At 71.6% G+C, this 17198-nt stretch carries 13 protein-coding genes; 5 read left to right on the top strand and 8 right to left on the bottom strand.

Annotation, left to right across the window (positions count from 1 at the left end; all coding sequences use genetic code 11):
• Nucleotides 1-53: 53 nt before the first annotated feature.
• A complete protein-coding gene (locus ACQP1N_RS00640; RefSeq protein WP_433228514.1) occupies nucleotides 54-2663 on the bottom strand; it encodes a DUF4132 domain-containing protein in 2610 nt (869 codons plus the stop codon).
• A gap of 164 nt (nucleotides 2664-2827) precedes the next feature.
• Between ACQP1N_RS00640 and ACQP1N_RS00635 the strand changes: the two genes are divergently transcribed.
• Nucleotides 2828-3673, top strand: a complete 846-nt coding sequence (locus ACQP1N_RS00635) for an SAM-dependent methyltransferase (protein ID WP_433228512.1) — start codon at nucleotides 2828-2830, stop codon at nucleotides 3671-3673.
• 9 nt (nucleotides 3674-3682) lie between these two features.
• Here ACQP1N_RS00635 and ACQP1N_RS00630 read toward each other — a convergent pair whose 3' ends face one another.
• Both ACQP1N_RS00630 and ACQP1N_RS00625 read right to left on the bottom strand, forming a co-directional pair.
• Nucleotides 3683-4324, bottom strand: coding sequence for a bifunctional 4-hydroxy-2-oxoglutarate aldolase/2-dehydro-3-deoxy-phosphogluconate aldolase (locus tag ACQP1N_RS00630; RefSeq protein ID WP_433228511.1), 642 nt, complete (start codon nucleotides 4322-4324; stop codon nucleotides 3683-3685).
• Between the two features lie 246 nt (nucleotides 4325-4570).
• A complete protein-coding gene (locus ACQP1N_RS00625) occupies nucleotides 4571-7087 on the bottom strand; it encodes a collagenase (RefSeq protein WP_433228509.1) in 2517 nt (838 codons plus the stop codon).
• Between the two features lie 266 nt (nucleotides 7088-7353).
• Between ACQP1N_RS00625 and ACQP1N_RS00620 the strand changes: the two genes are divergently transcribed.
• The 4 genes from ACQP1N_RS00620 to ACQP1N_RS00605 all read left to right on the top strand — a co-directional run bounded on the left by ACQP1N_RS00620 (nucleotide 7354) and on the right by ACQP1N_RS00605 (nucleotide 12021).
• The gene (locus tag ACQP1N_RS00620) at nucleotides 7354-8934 is read left to right on the top strand and encodes an alpha/beta hydrolase (protein WP_433228508.1); all 1581 of its coding nucleotides are present in this window, start codon (nucleotides 7354-7356) and stop codon (nucleotides 8932-8934) included.
• Nucleotides 8935-9174: 240 nt separating this feature from the next.
• Nucleotides 9175-10026, top strand: coding sequence for a DUF72 domain-containing protein (locus tag ACQP1N_RS00615; RefSeq protein WP_067794726.1), 852 nt, complete (start codon nucleotides 9175-9177; stop codon nucleotides 10024-10026).
• A gap of 131 nt (nucleotides 10027-10157) precedes the next feature.
• Nucleotides 10158-10754, top strand: coding sequence for a CBS domain-containing protein (locus ACQP1N_RS00610; protein ID WP_067794670.1), 597 nt, complete (start codon nucleotides 10158-10160; stop codon nucleotides 10752-10754).
• Between the two features lie 34 nt (nucleotides 10755-10788).
• The gene (locus ACQP1N_RS00605) at nucleotides 10789-12021 is read left to right on the top strand and encodes an acetyl-CoA hydrolase/transferase family protein (protein WP_067794673.1); all 1233 of its coding nucleotides are present in this window, start codon (nucleotides 10789-10791) and stop codon (nucleotides 12019-12021) included.
• Between the two features lie 6 nt (nucleotides 12022-12027).
• Here ACQP1N_RS00605 and ACQP1N_RS00600 read toward each other — a convergent pair whose 3' ends face one another.
• The 5 genes from ACQP1N_RS00600 to ACQP1N_RS00580 form a co-directional block, all read right to left on the bottom strand.
• Nucleotides 12028-12585 carry an HU family DNA-binding protein gene (locus ACQP1N_RS00600; protein WP_433228506.1) on the bottom strand — a complete coding sequence of 186 codons (558 nt, stop codon included), beginning with the start codon at nucleotides 12583-12585 and terminating at the stop codon, nucleotides 12028-12030.
• A gap of 81 nt (nucleotides 12586-12666) precedes the next feature.
• Nucleotides 12667-13455, bottom strand: coding sequence for an SAM-dependent methyltransferase (locus ACQP1N_RS00595; protein ID WP_433228504.1), 789 nt, complete (start codon nucleotides 13453-13455; stop codon nucleotides 12667-12669).
• 8 nt (nucleotides 13456-13463) lie between these two features.
• Nucleotides 13464-13643: a hypothetical protein gene (locus ACQP1N_RS00590; protein WP_433228502.1), complete on the bottom strand. Its 180-nt coding sequence runs from the start codon at nucleotides 13641-13643 to the stop codon at nucleotides 13464-13466.
• Between the two features lie 106 nt (nucleotides 13644-13749).
• Nucleotides 13750-15339, bottom strand: coding sequence for an RNA polymerase sigma factor (locus ACQP1N_RS00585; protein ID WP_433228501.1), 1590 nt, complete (start codon nucleotides 15337-15339; stop codon nucleotides 13750-13752).
• Nucleotides 15340-15528: 189 nt separating this feature from the next.
• A complete protein-coding gene (locus ACQP1N_RS00580) occupies nucleotides 15529-17151 on the bottom strand; it encodes a long-chain fatty acid--CoA ligase (RefSeq protein WP_433228500.1) in 1623 nt (540 codons plus the stop codon).
• Between the last annotated feature and the right edge of the window lie 47 nt (nucleotides 17152-17198).

The raw sequence follows: 17198 nt of genomic DNA, 5'->3' as shown, positions 1-17198 counted from the left end.
GGGTTCTTCGCCCTGCGGCCGGCCGGGCGTCGTTCACGGCCTTTGCAGGCGGTTCAGGTGGACGCGCTGTGGACGAGGTCGTGGACGGCCTCGCTCATGGTGACCGGATCGATCTCGCCGAGCGGCACCGAGTCCTTCGGGGCATGGGCCGGGGCGGGGCCCGCCCACAGAACATTGATCTTCTGGTCCTCGCCCTCGCCGTACATGTAGTAGGAGAGGCCGGGGCTCAGGCCAGCCACGACGTACAGGCCCGCGGGGTCGCGCCGGGCGAGCCAGCCGCCCGCGAACTCGCCGGCCGCGTCCACGGACTCCCAGCGTCCCTGGGAATGGCCCTTGGCCTTGCCGTAGGACAGCACCAGGCCCTCTACCCGGGCGAGCCGGTGCGCGGCGCGCTCGTCGGCCGTGAGCCGGTAGACGGGCCGTCCGAGCTGCGCGAACGGCTGGAGGATCTCGTAGCCGGCGAACAGTTCCGCCCAGGCGTCGAGGTCGTCCAGCAGGATCGGGTGGGCGATGGCGATGCGGGCGTCCGGCGCCGGGGTGAACGGGGCGCCGTCGACGTCGGCGCAGGTGCGGTCCTCGGCGACGCGGAAGGCGGTACCGCCATCGGTGATCCACACCAGCCGGCGGACGATGTGCCCCATCAGCGGGTGGGCGACGAACAGGGTGCGGAAGTCGTCCGGCGCCCAGCTCCGCCGGGTGGTCATGGCCTTTTCGAGGCGCTTGATCTCCTGGTCGGCGATCGTCCGCAGGTCCTTCTTGAGGCCGGTGAACAGGGCGTGCGCGGCCGGGGCGAGGGCCGGATCGTCCTTGGGGCCGGGCTTGGGCGCGCTCTTGCGGACTTTGCCGTTCGGCTCCACGACCAGCGGGACGAGCTGCCGGTCGAAGGTCACGGTGAACCGGCGCGGGCCGTAGTCCAGGACGAGGGCGCCCTGGGCGTCCAGGCCGAAGTCCGGGACGGCGCGGTCGGCCAGGGCGTCCGGGGTGATGCCGCGCGCGGCGGCGATCTCGTCGATCTTCCGGGTCGCCTTGGCTTTGAGCCCCTTGTACCTGCCCCGCCGGGTCAGCTCGAACAGGTGGGTGAGGGCGACGTCGGAGCCGATCTGGGCGAGGACGTCCAGTGCGGCGGCGGCCCGGCTGCCGGCGCCTTCGCCGGGCCAGATTTTGATCAGCGGGCTGAGCCGCCGCACCGTCGTGTCGTCGCCGATCAGGCCGAGCTGCGCCAGCGCCCAGTTGTGCCGGGTGGGCGCGCCGACCGCATACCAGCGCTGGAACAGCGCCCAGGAGAACTCGGCCAGCGAGTGCCGGTCGCAGAACTCGCGGACGACCATGACATCGGGGGCCTTCTTGGCGAGCAGGTTCAGCAGGCACCTGGTCGCGTTCGCGGGCAGTGCGCGGTCGCGGCCACGGGTGAGGATCCGCGGAAGCAGCGCCGGGTCGGCCCAGTCCACCTTCGCGCTGCGGGCGGGCTTGCCCGCGAGCACGCCGGGCAGGTCGCCGCCGTCGGGGACCGCCGGTCGCGGCAGCAGCGCCTCGACGGCCCCCGATGGCGGCGCCTCGGCCAGGCCGGGCTCGGTGTACAGCAGCCCGCGCAGCAGCCCGGCCGCTTGCAGGCCGCGGGTCGTGCCGTTGTCGGCCAGCGGCGCCAGCACCCGGAGCGCAAGCTCCGGATACCGTTCGGCCGCCTCCTGCAAGGCGGCGGGCACCCCCTTTTCACCCATGTGGTCGAGCAGGACGGGGAAGATTTCCTCGTCGGCGATCTCCAGGAGGGCCCGCACCACGATCGGACGCGTCTCAGCGGCGTCGTCGTAGGGGTACCCGAGTGCCCTGCCGAGCAGCGGGAGAGCATCCGAGCCCAGCCCGTCGAGCAGCGTCCCGATCACGGCGGGGGTCACCGGTATCCAGCCGATCCGGTTGACGTGCGCGGCCCTGGACAGCGAGCAGAGCACGTGCTCGTGGTCGAGGACGCTCAGGCCGGAGGGGTCGTCGAGGGACTCGTCCGTCCAGGCCCTCTCGGTCGGGACGAGATAGGAGGCCGTGCAGCGCCTCCAGGCGTCGCCGCGGTGTGCCGCCAGACGCGCGACGGCGTCGCGGTATTCGGCGTCGGGAGCCGCCGCCAGCAGCGTGCGGAGCCGCTTGACCACCGTGTCCCCGGCGATCCACCGGCCCGCGGCGACGTGGTCGTCGCAGATCGCACGCCGGATCTCGCCGCGCCATCCCCTGGGCGGGTCGTCGTGGGCGTAGGAGACGAGCCAGACGACACCGCCGGAGTCGGAGGTCATCGGCCGCGGCACCGGGCCGAGTTCGATGGAGGACACCTCGGTGACCGCGCAGGCGGCGAAGGCGAGCCCGTGGTCCAGCACCCAGGCGTCCAGGAAGGCCGCGCCGTCGACGTCCTCCAGGTACTTCACCGCTACCGCGGCGACGGCCGCCGCGCCCGCCGGGTCGGGCTCGCCGTCCAGCCATGCCCGGACGGCCTTGCCGAGTTCCGGGACGGTGCGCTCGTGCTCCAGCATCTCCTCGGCTATCGGGCGTGCCGCGCGCGCCCAGTCGCGCGCCCTCCGCGCGGCGTCCTCGTCCAGAACGCCCCTCGGCCCCGGGATGCCGCCGTGCCTCGGATGGAAGTGCTCACGCCACTCGACCGGAATGTTCGCCCTCTTGACCATGCCCCAGCAAGCTAGCGAGCCCGGCCGACATTTCCGTTACCCGTGGTAGTCGGCCGGTTGAGGACGTCGCGGGTGGTCCGGCCCTGTCCGCTGATAAGCGGTGCCGGCCGTGGGATCGGTCGCTACGGTGGGCACATCGGACAATTTCACAAGGGGAGCGCAGGGTGACCGACGACCGTGAACCGATGATCCGCGACGACATCCCCGCCTCGGCGCGGGTGTACGGATGGGCGCTGGGCGGCAAGGACAACTACCAGGTCGACCGTGACTTCGCGTTGAAGACGGCGCCCGCCTTCCCGGAGTCGATCGACATCAGCCGGCAGAACCGGCTGTTCCTGTACCGGGCCGTGCGCTACCTGGCGACCGAGGCCGGGATCCGCCAGTTCCTGGACATGGGCTGCGGGCTGCCCACCAACAACAACGTCCACCAGGTCGCCCAGCGGTTCACACCCGATGCCCGCGTCGTCTACGTCGACATCGACCCCATCGTGCTGGCCTACGGCCGCGCGCTGCTGGCGGGGGACGGCTCCACCGTCGTGATCAACGCTGACTTCCGCGACCAGGGGGCCCTGCTGGCCCACCCCGACGTGCGGCGGCTGATCGACTTCGACGAACCGCTCGCGGTGCTCTTCCTGTCGGTCGGACACCACCTGACCGACGCCGACGATCCGCGCGGCATCCTGCACAACGTCATGGACCGTGCCGCGCCCGGCAGCCACCTGGCGTTCTCCCAGATCGTCTGCTCCGACCCCGACCGGGCCGCCGACCTGGAAGCCCGGATGAGCGCCGCCGGCATCCCCTGGCAGAACCGCACCCGCGAACAGGTCCACGCGCTCCTGGAGAACGGCCTGGAGCCGGTCGAGCCGGGTCTTGTGAACCTCCTGCACTGGCGGCCCGACCCCGGCCAGCCGCCGCTGCCGCCCGTCCCCGACGAACTGGCCCAGTTCGTCGGCGCCTCCAGGATGGGACGGGACATGTGCGAATACGGCGGCGTCCTCCGCAAACCGTGACGAGGGCGGTCATCGGGCGGCCGCCACGGCGGCGAGGAGGTGCCCCGCCCGGTCCGCCAGTTCGACCAGGGAGCCGCCGGCGGGGGCGTCGCCGAGCAGCGAGCCGCCGGCGCCGACCGCGATGGCGCCCGCCGCGATGTAGTCGGCGGCGTTGCCGGGCCCGATACCGCCCGCCGGCAGCAGAGGGATGTTCCGGAACGGTTCGCGGAGGTCGCGCAGGTACCGCGGTCCGAACACGCGGGCCGGGAACACCTTGACGGCGGTGGCGCCGAGGTCCCAGGCACGGGCGACCTCGGTCGGGGTGAGGGCGCCCGGGTAGTGGGCGATGCCGTGTTCGCGCGCCACCGCCGCGACCTCCTCGCGGGTGTCGGGGGCGCCGAGGAACGACGCGCCCGCGGCCACGGCGGCGGACGCCTCGGCGGCCGTCCGGACCGTTCCGGCGCCGAGTTCGACGCCGGCGGGCAGCCGGTCCCGGGCGGCGCGCAGCGCGTCCGGCGCATCCGGGGTGTTCAGCGTGATCTCCAGGCAGCGGACGCCGGCCGCGACGAGGGTGTCCAGGACGGCGGCGACGCGGCCGGGGCGGGTGCCGCGCACGACCGCGACGACTCCGGTCGCCGTGAGCGCGTCTCCCGGCGCCAAGCGGGGACTCATGGTCGTCCTCCCAGAAGTACGTGCGGATATCAGGTCGCCGGTGCGCGGCGGCGGTCCGTCCGCTCCACCGGTCGTCCATCCCGTACCCGGTGAACCCCCTATTGGAGCCTCGCCATTTAATGATCAAGAAAACCGTCGCGCGCCGGACCTGGAATACGGTCTGAAAGGCTCGCCGTACAGAAAAGGCTCGGGGCCGGACCATTGTGTGGTCCGGCCCCGATTTGGGTTTCAGCTAAAAGTCAGAGCTCAGAACTGAGTCTGCACCGTGACCCCGCTGAAGGCGTTCTTTCCGTAGAGGGTGATGTAGTGGTAGCCGGCGGCCGGGCTGGCGACCGTGATGGACTCGCTGTTGCCGGCGTTGATGGACCGCTTGGTGTAGCTGGTCTCAGTGGCCCACGTGCTGCCGTTGTAGTACATGTCGGCGTCACCCGTCCCACCGGACGAGGTGATGGTCAGCGAGCTGACACCCGACGGGACGTACAGGTACATGTAGTACAGGTCGCCCTGGGCACCCGACAGGTTGCTGCGCTTGCAGTTCCGGTCGAGCTGGCGGGCGTCGGTGCCGGTGCACTCGGTGCCGCCGCCTCCGCCGCCACCGGCGGCCACGGCGACCTGCTGGGACGTGGTGCCGGTGGCACCGCCGTTGTCGGTCACCGTGAGGGAGACGGTGTAGGTGCCGTCGGCCCCGAAGGTGTGGGACGGGTTCGCCGCCGTCGAGGTGGCGCCGTCACCGAAGTCCCAGCGGCGGGAAGCGATCGTGCCGTCGCTGTCGGTGGACTGGTCGGTGAAGGAGACCCCGAGACCGTTCGCGGAGTAGGTGAACCGGGCGGACGGCGCCTGGTTGCCGCCACCGCCGCCACCGCCGGCGCAGGCACCCGACGCGCACGCGGCGAGCCAGGTCCACCAGTCGCTGTCGTAGCGGCTGCCGATCGTGCTGGTCAGGAACGTACGGGCGGCGTTCCAGTTACCGCTCCGGTAGTAGCCGAGCACCGTGGCGATGTCGTTCGGGTGCTTCTCGAACATGTACCGCACCGCCAGGTAGCCCCAGTAGTAGATGCGGGTCGTGTCGTGGCTGTAGGTGGTGTCGAACAGGGTGCTGAGCGCGTAGGTCCTGTTGGCGGCCTGCGCGATCGCCGAGTCGTTGACCACCTGGCGGTAGGAGTAGGAGACGTACTCGGCGAATCCTTCGATCCACCAGATGGTCGGCGTGGTGACGTTGGAGTTGAAGTCTCCGTACATGTCGAACCGGCCATCGAGGTAGTGCGTGTACTCGTGGTTGAGGTTCCAGATCTGGAAGGTGGGACGCACCCACTCGGCCTCGTAGGCGATGAACCTCGGCTGGTTGCCGGCCGCGGCGGGGTCGCCCTCCAGGTACATGCCACCGTTGTTGGTGTCGATGCCGAACATCGCACCGGCGTACGTCTGGTAGTCGGTGCTGGAGTTGAAGACGCAGACCTCGATCGTGCTGTTGTTGTCGTTCGCGACGGGCCTGTTCCCGTCCTTCACGAGGCTGTGGAAGTAGGCGTCCTGGTTCGTCAGGCTGGCGCAGCTCTGCTGCAGCTCCGACGAGGTCATGTCCTGCGCCCGGATCTTGATGCTGGAGCTGCAGGTGTAGTTGATCGTCAGGACGCTCGCCGCGAGCCGCTGCGAAAGGTTGCACGTGTCGTAGTACGTGCAGTTCGCCTTGTCGTAGGAGTCGGTCATCTCGGCGACACCGACCCACAGCGGGGCGGTCGGGCCGGTGATGGCGCTCTGGCCGAGCAGGCCCTTGGCCTGGGGCCTGACCGTGCTCTGGAGTGCGGTGTGCTGGAGGAACCGGGCCAGCTCACGTCCGGCGTTGGACGTCAGGTAGCTGCGGTCGGTGCTGAGCAGCGAAAGGTGGCTGGTGGCGAAGTTGTTGAGCGTGGTGAGGACGCTCGGGTCCGACTGGACCGCGGTGACGAACTCCGGCACCTGGTGGCCGCGGAACAGCACCGTGTAGACGTTGTTGACCGCGTTGAGCATCCACCAGGACGCGTCGTAGGAGCTGTTGTAGCCGGTCAGGAGCCGCTTGATCACGTAGATGTAGCGGGCGTTCTCCTCGGCGCTGTCGATCAGCGTGACCGCCTCGGCGAGGACCTCGCCGTTGGCGTCACTGACCGTCGACGACTTGGAGTTGCCGAAGAAGGCGTCCAGGCCGGACTGGATCGCGGCCTTCAGCGACGGGCCGTAGGTCCCGACGGTGGAGGAGTTGTACCAGTGGACGTAGTAGCCGGCGCGCAGGTACAGCACGAGCTGGGCGGTGCCGCCGGTGTTGTCACCGGTGTAGTAGAGCCCGTTGTCGCGCAGCCCGTACGCGACGCTCGTCATCTGCGACTCGCGGAACGCGTAGTAGGCGTCCGTGCCGGTCAGGCTGAACAGCGAGTTGATGCAGTCGGTCGTCGACGCCTTGATCTGCTGAACAAGGGCGCTTCCGGAGCGGCTCGTGAAGTCGCTCGCGCTGCACGCGGCGGCGGCCTTGGCGGCGGTCGCGCCCTTCGCGCCCTTCTTCGTGACGTTCTTCATGGACGGGCGCTGGTGCTTCGCCGGCTTGCGAGGCAGGTCCAGGTCGGTCTTCAGCGCGTCCTTGTTCGCGGCCAGCGGGGGGCGGTCCTTGGCCTGGAGCGGCGTCTTCTGGACGTGCTTCGCATCGTCACCGCCGGCCCGCGCGCTGATGGGCGGGGGCTTCGGAGCGGCGTCGGCGGCGGGCGCGACCATGACGGCCGCGCCGAGAGCGACCGCCATCGACGCCACCAGGCATCGGGCTGATCTGCGTCTGTTACTCACGGGGGGGTTCCTCCGGGGGTCATCCGGCAGATACCGGATGGGTTCGCAGGGGCTCCGGGGGTCCAACTCCCGGAGGGTCGAAGGAAAGCGTGCGCCCGCAGTGTGCGGAGTGGATTCGCGCCGTGGTCATATCCGATCCCATCGATCTGGGTTATGGACCTCTCACCCTTGACAATGGATGAAATTTCACACTGCAATTGCACCTCCCCTTCATGGAGGTATCTGTGAGATTCCCGAGCAAGAGACGTGCCGGCGCCGCGATCGCGGCGTGCGGAGCCGTCCTGACCGCCACGGCACTGGCCGGCCCGCCGCCGGCCGGCGCCGCACCGGTGAAGAAGCCGGTGCTGGACTGGAAGTCCTGCGGCGATCCCGACTACCCGACGCTGCAGTGCGCGATGCTGGAGGTGCCGCTCGACCACGCCCACCCGGACGGGCGCACCGTCAAGATCGCGGTGAACCGGCTGCCCGCCACCGCGCCGAAGGAGAAGCAGCAGGGGCCGATCCTGCTCAACCCCGGCGGTCCGGGCATCAGCGGGCTGTGGATGGCGTCCTGGATCCCGTCGCAACTGCCGCCCGACGTCGCCGCCGCCTACGACTGGATCGGCTTCGACCTGCGCGGCTCCCAGGGCAGCGAGCCGCACATGGCCTGCGACCCGAACTACTTCGTGGGGCCCCGCCCCGACTTCCAGCCCAGCCAGGGCACCACGAACACCTGGCTCAAGAAGACGGCCGGGTACGTTAAGAGCTGCACCGAGAAGTACTCCTGGCTGCTGCCGCACCTGTCGACCGTCGACCACGTCCAGGACATGGAGAGCATCCGGCAGGCCCTCGGCGCGAAGAAGATCAACTTCTTCGGCTGGTCGTACGGGACCACGCTTGGCTCGACCTACACCCAGCTGTACCCCAACCGCGTCCGCCGGTTCGTCCTGGACAGCATCGTCGGGCCGTCGATCTCCTGGTACGACCACAACGTCCAGCAGGACCTCCAGCACGAGAAGCGGTTCAAGGCGTTCACCGAGTGGGTCGCCAAGGCCGACAACGTGTACCACCTCGGCACCGACGCGGACGACATCGAGGCGAAGTGGTACGCGATGCGCGCCAAGCTGCGCGCGAACCCCGTCGGCACCATCGGCCCGGACGAGTTCGACGACACCCAGGTCGCCGGCGGCTACAACATCCTGCGTTGGCCGAGGCTGGCCACCGTGCTGTCGGCCTACACCAACTCGGGTGACACGGCCCCGCTCGTCACGGCCTACAACCGGTACGCGGCGCCGGACCCGTCCGACGACTCGTTCGACCTGTACAACTCCGTGATGTGCAGCGACAGCAAGTGGCCGCGCAACTTCCGGTACTGGCAGAAGGACCAGGCCAAGGTCAACGAGAAGGCGCCCTTCTACACCTACAACAACATGTGGTTCAACGCCCCCTGCCTGTACTGGCCGGTCAAGGCGGGGCACCGCACCAAGATCACCGGGAAGGGGCTGCCTCCGGTGCTGCTCTTCCAGGCGACCGACGACCCGGCGACCCCGTACGAGGGCGGCCTGGACATGGCACGCGCCATGCCGAGCGCCAGCCTCGTCGTGGAGAGGGGCGGCGGCAGCCACGCCATCACCTTCTCCGGCAACCAGTGCCTGGACGACCTCCTGGTCGACTACCTCCGGGACGGGAAGGTGCCCGCCAACCGCGGCCTCATCGACCGTACCTGCGAGAAGAACCCCGACCCCGACCCGGTCTGGGTCGCCCCCGCTCCCGCGATCAAGGCCACCTCGGTGACCGGGAACGTTCCGCGCCAGTTCCGCACCTGACGCGGCTGCTCCCCCCTGTGATCGCCCGGGCTACGTAGCGGGCGAGGGCCGGGCGCCGTCATCGGCGGCCCGCACGGACGCGGTACACGACCGCGACCGGCGGCACCGCGATGGCGGCGCCCGCGCCGTTTCCGGCCGCGGATCCCGGCGGCGCGGCCGACACCGGCCAACGGGGCGGGCGGCGCCCGCCGGCGGTCCGGCCGCGGCGGCCGCGCCGCGGTGCCGGTAGCGTCGGGCGGCATGCGGGTTCATGTGGGGTGCGCGATGTGGGCGCACACGCGGTGGCAGGGACGGTTCCTGCCACCGTCGCTGCCACCGGGGGAACGGCTGCGCGCCTACGCGAGCTGGTGCGACGCGGTGGAGGGCAACACGACGTTCTACGCGACACCCGCGCGGAGCGCGGTCGAGTCGTGGGCGGAGCAGACCTCGCCCGACTTCCGGTTCGTCGTCAAGCTGCCGAAGACGGTCACGCATGAGCGGCGGCTCGCCGGGGCCGGCGAGGAACTCCGGTCGTTCCTCTGGGCGATCGAGCCGCTGGAGTCGCGGACGCACGCGCTCTGGGTGCAGCTGCCGGGGTCGTTCGGCCCCGGGGACCTCGGGACGCTGGCCGCGTTCCTGCGCCGGCTCCCCACCGCGCACAGGTATGCCGTCGAGGTGCGCCATCCCGCGTTCTTCGAGGACGCCGGATGCGCGCGGGACCTGGAGCGGGTGCTCGGCCGGGTCGGCGCCGAATGGGTCCCGTTCGACACCACCGCGTTCTTCCAGAGCCCGCCGACCAGTGACGCCGAACGGGACGCGTGGACGAAGAAGCCGCGCGTGCCACGCCGGTCGGCCGCCCTCACCGAGCGTCCGATCGTCCGCTATCTGGGGCGGGACGACACCGAGCGCACCGTCCAGGGCTGGCGGTTCTGGGTGGAGCGGGTCGCCGGGTGGGTGCGCGAGGGCCGCTCACCGACCGTGTTCGTCCACACCCCCGACAACGCGGACGCCCTCCCGCTCGCCCGCCGCTTCCACGACGAGGTGAGAGCGCTGGCGCCGCAGGTCGAGCCGCTGCCGGAGCCGGTGCCGGCGGAGCCGCCCACGCTGTTCTAGCCGCCGGCGGCCGGGACCAGGACGTTCGGCCCTGGGCTTTCACCGCCCCCTCGGCGATCATGGACGGGCAGGGGTCAGAAATGTCCTGCTCGGGTAGGTGAACGGCGTCCTCGCCGGAAGGAGAACACGCCATGCTGGTCCGGGAGGCGATGACCTCGCCCGTCGTCACGATCCCGCGGACGGCCACGGTCCGCCAGGCGATCCGCGTCCTGCACGAGCACGACATCACCGCACTGCCCGTCGTGGACGCGGCGGGGCGGCTGGCCGGCATCGTCAGCGAGATGGACCTGCTGCGCGGGGTGTTCGAGCGGGATCCGCGCGCCTTCGCCCGGCCGGTCGCGACGACCGACAGCCCGCCGCCGCGCCTGGTCGAGGAGGTCATGACCCGCGAGGTGGAGACCGCGCGTCCCAACGGCGACGTCGCCACGCTCGCCGACACGATGATGCGGACGCGGATCAAGAGCGTTCCGGTGCTGGCGGGCTCGGAGATCGTCGGCATCGTCAGCCGCCGCGACCTCATCGCGATCCTCACCCGCGGCGACGCCCGCATCCGCGACGACGTGCTGGCCGCGATCGAGGAGTACGGGCCGGACGGGCGCACCTGGGACGTCTCGGTGCGGGACGGCGCCGTCGAACTGCGCGGCGTCGCCGGCGATCAGGCGCGCCGGATCGCCGACGTCCTCGCCCGGACCGTCCCCGGCGTCACCCACGTCTCGATCCAAGGATGAGGACCACCATGCCGACCAACCGGGGGCGTTCCTGATGCGCGTCATATCCGAGTCCCACCTCGCCACGGTGCTGGCGGACCTGCCCGGCCGGCCGCGGGTCGTGGCCGGCGGCAACTTCGCCACCCCGTGGCGCGCCCTCGCCGTGCTGGACGCGGCCGCCGCCGAGTACCGGCTGTTCATGCTCAACGCCCAGGGCGACCTGCCCGAGCGCGACGGCGTGGAGCTGGAGACCCCGTTCGTCGGGGCGGGCATGCGGGGGCGGGCGAACCTGCGCTACTTCCCGTCGCGGCTGTCGCTCGTCCCGAACCTGCTGAAGGGGTCGCTGCCGCCCGACGTCGTGATCATGCAGACGTCGGCTCCGCGCAACGGGACGGTCTCCCTCGGCGTCGAGGTCAACATCCTGCCCGCCGCCGTCGAGGCGGTACGCGCCCGGGGCGGGCTGGTGATCGCCCAGCTCAACCCGCGGATGCCGCACACCTACGGCGACGCCGTGATGACGATGGACGAGATCGACTACGCGATCGAGTCCGACGAGCCGCTCGCCTGCCCGGTGCCGCGGCCGCCCGGCGACGTCGCCCGCGAGATCGGGGGACGGGTGGCGCGGCTCGTCCCCGAGCGGGCGACGCTGCAACTCGGCATCGGCGCCGTCCCGGACGCCGTGCTCGCCTCGCTCCTCGACCGGCGGGGCATCGGGATCTGGTCGGAGATGTTCAGCGACGGCGTCCTCGCGCTGGAGAAGGCCGGGGCGCTCGACCCGGACACGCCGATCACCGCCTCGTTCGCGTTCGGCAGCACGGAGCTGTACGACTGGGCGGACGGCAACCAGCGCGTCCGGATGCTGCGCACCGAGAAGACCAACGACCCGAGCCTGATCGCGCGCCGACCCCGGCTGGTGTCGGTGAACTCCGCGCTCCAGGTCGACCTGTTCGCGCAGGCCAACGCCAGCCGGGTGCGCGGGGCGATCTACTCGGGGTTCGGCGGGCAGACCGACTTCGTGGTGGGCGCGCTGCACTCGGCCGGCGGCCGGGCGATCATCGCGCTGCCGTCCTGGCATCCGCGGGCGGACGTGTCCACGGTCATCCCGCGGCTGGCCGGGCCGGTCACCTCGTTCCAGCACAGCTTCATCGTGAGCGAGCAGGGCACGGCCACGATCTGGGGGCGCGACGCGGTGACGCAGGCCCAGCAGATCGTGGACCGGGTGGCGCACCCGTCCGCCCGCGACGAGCTGCGCGAGCAGGGACGGGAGCTCGGGTTCCCGCTGCGGTGAGCCGGGTCACTTGCCGGCCTTGACGCGGGCCTTCGCCTTCTCCGCCTTCTTCTTCCCGCCCTTCGGGCGCTTGGTGTCCTTGGCGCTCTTGGTGTCCTTGGCGGGCGGGGAGGCGACCGCCTTGGCCTTGCCGGACGGCTTCTTGGCCTTCTTGCCGCCCTTGCCGCCCTTGGGCTTCTTCGGGGCGGGCGGCTCGACCGGCAGGGTCACCGCCGGCGCCGGTTCGGCGGCGGCCTCCACGGCCGGGGCGGCGGGCTCCACGGCCGGCGCGGAGGCCGGGGCGGAGTCGCTCGCGGCGACGCGGTTCCGGAACGTCTGCCCGGACCGGAACCGCGGCACCTGCGCGGCGGGAACCTCGACCGGCAGGCCGGTGCGCGGGTTGCGGGCGCTGCGGGCCGGACGGGCGAGCCGGTCGAACGTCCCGAATCCGGTCACGATGACGCGCTCCCCGGCGGACACCCGCTCCATCACGGTGTCGAACACGGCGTCCACATGCCGGCGAGCGGCGGTCTCGTCGCTTCCCGCGCGTTCCGCCACGACCCTGACCAGTTCACTGCGGTTCATGCGCCATGTCCTTCGCTAGGGCGGTATGTGCGGCCAGCCTAATGCCGCACGGCGCTCCGGTCCCGGCGATCCACGCCCTGGTCAGGGTGTTTTCCGGGCGACACCGCCGAGGGTGCCGACCCGGGCGGTGGCCGGGGCGTCGAACGGGGTCGGTTCGGGACGCCACCGGATGATCGGCACGAGGCCGGGTTCGACGAGATCGAGGCCGTCGAAGAACCCGGCGATCTCCTCCGCCGAACGCAGCAGGTAGGGGACGGCGCCGGTCTCCTTGTAGCGGTCGTGCGCCCGGATGTGGTCCTCGCCGGCCGAGACGCTGTCGGCGAGCGCGAGATGGCTGCCGGGCGGCAGGGCGTCCATCAGGCGGCGCACGATCGACCGCGCCTCCTCGTACTCCTGGACGTGCCCGAGCACGCCGATCATGGTCAGCGCGACGGGCCGGGACAGATCGAGCGTCCGCGCCGCGGCCCGGATGATCGCCGCGGGGTCGCGCATGTCGGCGTCGATGTAGTCCGTCGCGCCTTCGGGGGCGCTGGTGAGCAGCGCGCGGGCGTGCGCCAGCACCAGCGGATCGTTGTCGACGTAGACGATCCGGCATTCGGGCGCCACCCGCTGGGCGATCTCGTGGGTGTTGTCGACCGTCGGCAGCCCGGTTCCGACGTCGAGGAACTGGCGGATGCCGACCTCGCCCGCCAGATACCGGACGGAACGGGCGAGGAAGTGCCGGGCCGCGCGGGCGACCTCGACGATCGAGGGGAAGACCTGCCGGTACTGCTCCCCCGCCTCCCGGTCGACGGGATAGTTGTCCTTCCCGCCCAGCCAGTAGTTCCAGACCCGCGCCGAATGCGGGACGCTCGTGTCGATCTCGTCCATCACTCGCCCTATCCGCCGATGAAACCCTTGGATTTCAGCCGCATTTCGGCGACGTCCGCCCCCAGCCTCGCCGCCGGATTCCCGCAGGTCAGCCCCGGTACCTCGCTGCGCCCGCCGATGGCGGCGGCCTTGCCGAAATCGCGCTGATCGCCCTTGCCGCTGGCATCATAAATGGCACCCTCGGCCAATGTCGCGAGTCAGCGGCGGGGCGGCGCAGAAGACAGGGCTTGACCCTGCCGAGGCCCTGGAGAGGTCGAACCGGCGCGCCCGGCGGGCGGGCCGCCGGCTGAGCCGTCACAGCAGCGTGGCGCCCCAGACGACCGTCACCTGACGGGTCGCGCCCTCGGAGTCGGTGAACGTCAGCGTGCCCTGGCCGGGCAGGCCGATGAGCGCCGTGCGGAGGGTCAGTGTCACCCGCATCGTGGTGCCCTCCGACATCCCGCCCTGCATGTCCGACAGGACAAGCTGGTTCGTCGACGTCACCGCCGTCCACGACACCGGCCCGCTCCGCGCGGCGAGCTTCACCTGCGCGGTCTTGGTGCCGTGCATCTCGACCTTCACTGGGTGCACCACGAGGACGCCCGGCTCGGCGGGCGTATCGGGCGACGGCGACGGCGGCGACGGCGTCTGCGACGGGTCCTTGGGCTGCTGCGGGTCCTTCTGCTCGGTCTGCGGGCTGGCGAGCGGCGGTGCGGGACGGCCCTGAGGTCCGCCGCCGCCGTCGGGCCCCGGCGACGACGGCCTGCCATGCCCCGGGCCGCCCCCCGGCGCGTCGTGCGTGATCGACGGCTGTGGACGCGTGCGGAACGGCGGCCACGACAGCGTGCCGCCGCCGGGCCCCATCACCAACGTCGCGATGAGGGCGGAGACCAGCGCACCCACCATGCCTCCCCCGGTGAACAGCCACCGGCGGGTGAACGGCGACGGGACGTCCGGCTGGCTGGGCAGCCCGGACGGGGTGAGCGGGCCGCCCCGCGCGGCGATGTCGACCCGGTATCCGGCCAGTTCGGGGTCGGTGGCGGTGTGCATGACACGGTGCCGCAGCGCGGCCGGCAGCACGGGCGCGGGCGCCCGGCGCAGCAGCGCGGCGGACGTCACCCGGCGGCGGCGCAGGCAGCCGGCACAGCCGGCGACGTGCCGTTCGGCCGCCGGGTCGGTGGGGGAGTCGTCGGCCCGGCGATGCAGCACCCGCAACGCCCCCCTGCCCGGACGAGGCCCGGTGCCCTCCGCCCCGGCCGGGGCGCTCGCGGCCGGCCGGGCGACCGCCGCGGTTCCCTCGCGCCCGGCGGCGCACGCCTTCTCGGCGCGGTGGATCTCCTCCAGGAGCGCGGCCTCCAGCTGGGCGCGTCCCCTGCGCACGCGCGTCACGGCCCGCCGCGGCGACAGGCCGAGCGTCGCCCCGAGCCGGGCGGGACGCAGCCCGTGCCGGAACGCCAGGAGCATCACCTCCTGGTCGACGGGCTCCAGCCGGGAGAGGGCGCCGCGGAGGAGCCGGTGCAGCTCGTCCGAAGACGGCCAGTCGAGCCCGGCGTCGTCGGTCTCGGCGTGGTCCGGGAACGGTGCATCGGAGAACTCGGCGCCCCGGTCCCAGAACAGGACCTTCGCGCGCCCCCGCCGGACGCAGCGGCGCCGGGCCGCCCCGTACACCCAGGAGCCCAGATGCAGGGGGTCGCGCATCCGGGGGGCGCGGCGGCAGGCGTCGATGAACGTGTCATGGACGATGTCGGCGGCGACCTTCTCGTCCCCCGTCATCGACATTGCGTAGTCGTAGAGGCGCTCGGCGTACTCGTCGTAGAGCGCGGCAAGGGCGGCCTCGTCGCCTTCATTCAGCCCCTTGACCAGTTTGCGGTCGGCTGAGTGTGCGGAGGTGGACAGCCTGGGCATGCACGCTCCCGGCAGCGGTGTGAGGGGGCCGCCCCCACGGGGTCATCCGGACGATCAGCCCACCTTGCATACACCCGCGAACCTCATCCGCACCACACCATCGCCCGAAATCACCATGAAGGTAACGCTGGGGTAAGTTATCGACCCACCCGGTGTCGGGACGGGCCGGCGGAGTGGCCCGGCGCCGCGTCAGTCGGCCCGCCGAACCTCCAGATCACCGTCCGCATAGCGGCGCCGCAGCACCTTCTTGTCGAACTTGCCGACACTGGTCTTCGGGACCTCGGTGATGAACGACCAGCGCTCGGGGAGCTGCCACTTCGGGATCCGTCCGGCGAGGAACTCCTTCAGCTCCGCCACCGTGACGGCCGCCCCCTCCCGCAGCACGACCGAGGCGAGCGGACGCTCCTGCCACCGCTCGTCGGGGACGCCGACGACGGCCGCCTCCACGATGTCGGGATGCGCCATCAGGTGGTTCTCCAGTTCCACCGAGGAGATCCACTCGCCACCCGACTTGATGACGTCCTTCGCCCGGTCGGTGAGCACGAGGTAGCCGTCCGGCGAGAGCGTTCCCACGTCGCCGGTGCGCAGCCAGCCGTCGTGGAACTTCCCGGGGTCCTCGTCGCGGTGGTACGCGCCGGTGATCCACGGCCCGCGGATCTCGACCTCGCCGACGGCCTCCCCGTCGCTTGCCAGCACCCGGTCGCCGTCGCCGACGATCCGCATCTCCAGGCCGGCGAGGACGCGGCCCTGGCTGATCCGCGCCCGCCACGCGTCTGCGCCCTCCGCCCGTACCGGCGGATGCGCCACGGTCGCGACCGGCGACGTCTCCGTCATCCCCCATGCCTGGACGATCCGGACACCGAGCTCGTCGAACCCGCGCATCAGCGACTCCGGCACCGCCGACCCGCCGCACGGCACCAGCCGCAGCGAACGGAGGTCCGACCCGTGCTCCTTGGCGTGGCGCAGGACGTCCGACCAGATCGTCGGCACCGCCCCCGCGACCGTCGGGCGCTCCGTCTCGATCAGCCGGACGAGCGGCTCCGCCTGCAGGAACCGGTCCGGCATGACCAGCGAGGCGCCCGCCATGCCCGCCGCGTAGGGCAGCCCCCACGCGTTCGCGTGGAACATCGGCACCACCGGCAGGACGATGTCGGACGCGCTGATCCCGATCGCGTTGCCCGTGCACGCCGCCATCGAATGCAGGTACGCGGACCGGTGCGAGTACACGACGCCCTTGGGGTTCCCGGTCGTCCCGCTCGTGTAGCACATCGCGGCGGCCGACCGCTCGTCGAGTTCCGGCCACGCGAAGCTCGCGGGCGCCGTGGCGAGCAGTTCCTCGTACGCGTGCAGTTCCTTGCCCGCGCCCTCCAGCGGGGCGGTGTCCCCCGCGCCCACGACGATCACGTGCCGGACGGTCTCGAACCGCGGCAGCACCGGCGCCAGCAGCGGGATCAGCGACCCGTCGACGATGACGACCCGGTCCTCGGCGTGGTTCGCGATGTAGACGAGCTGGTCGGGGAAGAGCCGCAGGTTGAGCGTGTGCAGCACCGCACCCATCGACGGGACCGCGAGGTACGCCTCCAGGTGCTCGCCGTTGTTCCACATGAACGTGGCGACGCGCTGGTCTCCGTCCACTCCGAGGCCGCGCAGCGCCCCCGCCAGCCGGGCGGCGCGCTCACCGACCTCCGCGTAGCTCCGGCGCCGAACCCCGTCCCCCGTCCAGGTGGAGACCCCGGCGTCGCCGAAGACCTCCGCGCCGTAGCGCATGATCGTGGTAATCGTCAGCGGGAAATCCTGCATGGTGCTCTGCATGAGCGCCTCCAGCTCGAAGCTGATTCCAGAACCGGATTCTTGCAGTG

It is taken from the genome of Actinomadura formosensis (assembly GCF_050948385.1).
Taxonomy (GTDB): Bacteria; Actinomycetota; Actinomycetes; order Streptosporangiales; family Streptosporangiaceae; genus Spirillospora; species Spirillospora formosensis.
The sequence above is the reverse complement of the archived record's forward strand: the minus strand, read 5'-3'. Positions and strand labels throughout refer to the sequence as shown.

What these genes read in the sequence shown, in the direction of transcription:
- ACQP1N_RS00585 (WP_433228501.1), bottom strand. Translation starts at nt 15,339, where the DNA reads ATGCCCAGGCTGTCCACCTCCGCACACTCAGCCGACCGCAAACTGGTC.
- ACQP1N_RS00600 (WP_433228506.1), bottom strand. Translation starts at nt 12,585, where the DNA reads ATGAACCGCAGTGAACTGGTCAGGGTCGTGGCGGAACGCGCGGGAAGC.
- ACQP1N_RS00580 (WP_433228500.1), bottom strand. Translation starts at nt 17,151, where the DNA reads ATGCAGAGCACCATGCAGGATTTCCCGCTGACGATTACCACGATCATG.
- ACQP1N_RS00615 (WP_067794726.1), top strand. Translation starts at nt 9,175, where the DNA reads ATGCGGGTTCATGTGGGGTGCGCGATGTGGGCGCACACGCGGTGGCAG.
- ACQP1N_RS00630 (WP_433228511.1), bottom strand. Translation starts at nt 4,324, where the DNA reads ATGAGTCCCCGCTTGGCGCCGGGAGACGCGCTCACGGCGACCGGAGTC.
- ACQP1N_RS00595 (WP_433228504.1), bottom strand. Translation starts at nt 13,455, where the DNA reads ATGGACGAGATCGACACGAGCGTCCCGCATTCGGCGCGGGTCTGGAAC.
- ACQP1N_RS00640 (WP_433228514.1), bottom strand. Translation starts at nt 2,663, where the DNA reads ATGGTCAAGAGGGCGAACATTCCGGTCGAGTGGCGTGAGCACTTCCAT.
- ACQP1N_RS00605 (WP_067794673.1), top strand. Translation starts at nt 10,789, where the DNA reads ATGCGCGTCATATCCGAGTCCCACCTCGCCACGGTGCTGGCGGACCTG.
- ACQP1N_RS00625 (WP_433228509.1), bottom strand. Translation starts at nt 7,087, where the DNA reads ATGGCGGTCGCTCTCGGCGCGGCCGTCATGGTCGCGCCCGCCGCCGAC.
- ACQP1N_RS00610 (WP_067794670.1), top strand. Translation starts at nt 10,158, where the DNA reads ATGCTGGTCCGGGAGGCGATGACCTCGCCCGTCGTCACGATCCCGCGG.